Annotated in this window: 1 protein-coding gene; it reads right to left on the bottom strand. The window is 39.0% G+C overall.

Annotated features, from left to right (window positions below):
* Positions 1–1022 precede the first annotated feature (1022 nt).
* Positions 1023–1622, bottom strand: a complete 600-nt coding sequence (locus tag ACFVWY_RS35610; RefSeq protein WP_383393414.1) for a hypothetical protein — start codon at positions 1620–1622, stop codon at positions 1023–1025.
* Positions 1623–1886: the final 264 nt, after the last annotated feature.

Raw genomic sequence — 1886 nt, 5'->3', positions numbered from 1 at the left:
TCTCTATCCTTGTCAGGGGGAGAAAGAGACCTTTTTACCTTCAGAAAGTTTACGTTTCAGTTCCTAAAACCAATAGCTATACCAATTTACATGCAAACATGTATTATTTTTTAAGTTTCTATCTTTCTTTTTTCTTGCTCCTATCTGATTCTATTCCCATTTGCGAGAAATCAGATAGGAGCTTTTTTTAATTAAATTGTTCCTTATATTTGCCTCTAAAAGCATTTTTTCGTTTTCTCGTACTTTTCCTTTCTAATAGTCAAATCGTCGCTTATACGGCCTATATGAGCCTCATATTCTATATCTAACTCTCTTCTAATCTGTTCTTTCAAATCTTCCTTTTCGTTGGTTGTATTTCTAGATCTCCGTTATTACATCCTGGTAATACCGTATTTCTTCACCCCCCACCCCCCCATTTCAACCACTGTTCTTAGGTAGAGGAAACCACAATTTTAGATTTGGTGTAACGCACTACACCAATTTTTCATCTTCGATCAAATTGGGAGCGCGCTCTACGAGGTGGCGGTCGGAATTCCTCCCTGTGTTTGGCTCCGCCAAAATGAAAAAAGACATCCTCAACGGATGCCCTTTTTCATGAAGACCGTGGACGCCGTCCACCACCTGTAAGGGGAACTCTTCCCCTTAACCCCATCTAAAAAACTCCCCCAACCCCCTCACTTTTTGAGGGGGCTCCCTCGCCGGTTGGCGTCAAACAAACGGGGTTGTTTGAGTGCCCAGAGGGTTTGGGTCTTGTAAATCTATCAACTCCTTAAATTCTCGACCTGACGGTCTTGCGATTTACCGTTGACAGATGCCTATATTTATATTTTTTACCAACAAAAAGAGACATAAATAGTTATCATACATCTAGAGAGTACTCAATATTTAAATCTTATTCCGCTAGTGAAGACAGCTACTAGATATAACCTACATAGCAATAACAAAGACCGCCCATTATGTATCAGTGTATAAGGCGATCTTAACTGTATTCATGCTATATAACTATTCGCAAATTAACGACATTATTTCCAAAACTCCCACCATTTCTTCTTTGAAGCCTTAGCCACAGCAGCTTCAATCATAGCTTGGCGTTGATCCATAGAATTTCTCATCGACTCAATCAATTGACTATCTCTTTTATCTAATCTTTGTTCAATGTATTTTTGTTGCTGTTCTAATTGCTCCATGAGCATTTTATTAAACCCTTTTTGTTGTTCAAGTTGTTCCACTATATCGTCTAGCGTAGCGAGTTTATCAAGCTTATTCATTAAAGAATTATATTGCTCATCTGTTAGAGCGATTTTATCCTTTGAAGCCTTATCTATCAAGGTCGTATCGGGTGCCGCTTCGCCCCCGATATGGTTATCATTTTCTTCAGTTTTTAAGTCATTATATTTGGCAGCCAGCGTATTGGCAATATGGCCCAAAGATAAATTCCCTGTCTTTGAGAGGCCATTAAATTCTTTAAAGAGTAAAATATGTTTATCTAAAAACACTCGATGGCCGCTTTCATTTCTAAGAAACATATAGCCCGCTTTTTCCATGTACTGTGCATACTTACGTACCGTAGCGACCGATATACCTACAATCCCTGCTATTTGGCTACTTTGATATTCCTTCATATTGCCTCCTATACTCGCTACGCTAAGCAATACGGCGCAACGAATTAGTTTTCCTGCATTTTATTTAATATAAATATATCACTTTTATTGCCCTCTTCGTTTTGGGGTGTGAGGCTGGCTTTTAAAAATAGTGTATATACATTTTGAAATAGAATTGGATTTTAGGACAGTAGCTCTGGCGGTTCGGCAGGTATAATTGCTAGCACAAGCCGATCATGATTAACTTCGTTTTGGGTATGGTCGGCTTGGCGATATGCCCTCACC

It is taken from the genome of Streptomyces sp. NPDC058195, assembly GCF_042883525.1.
In the GTDB taxonomy this organism is placed as follows: Bacteria; Actinomycetota; Actinomycetes; order Streptomycetales; family Streptomycetaceae; genus Streptomyces.
This window is presented reverse-complemented; position numbering and strand designations above follow the sequence as displayed.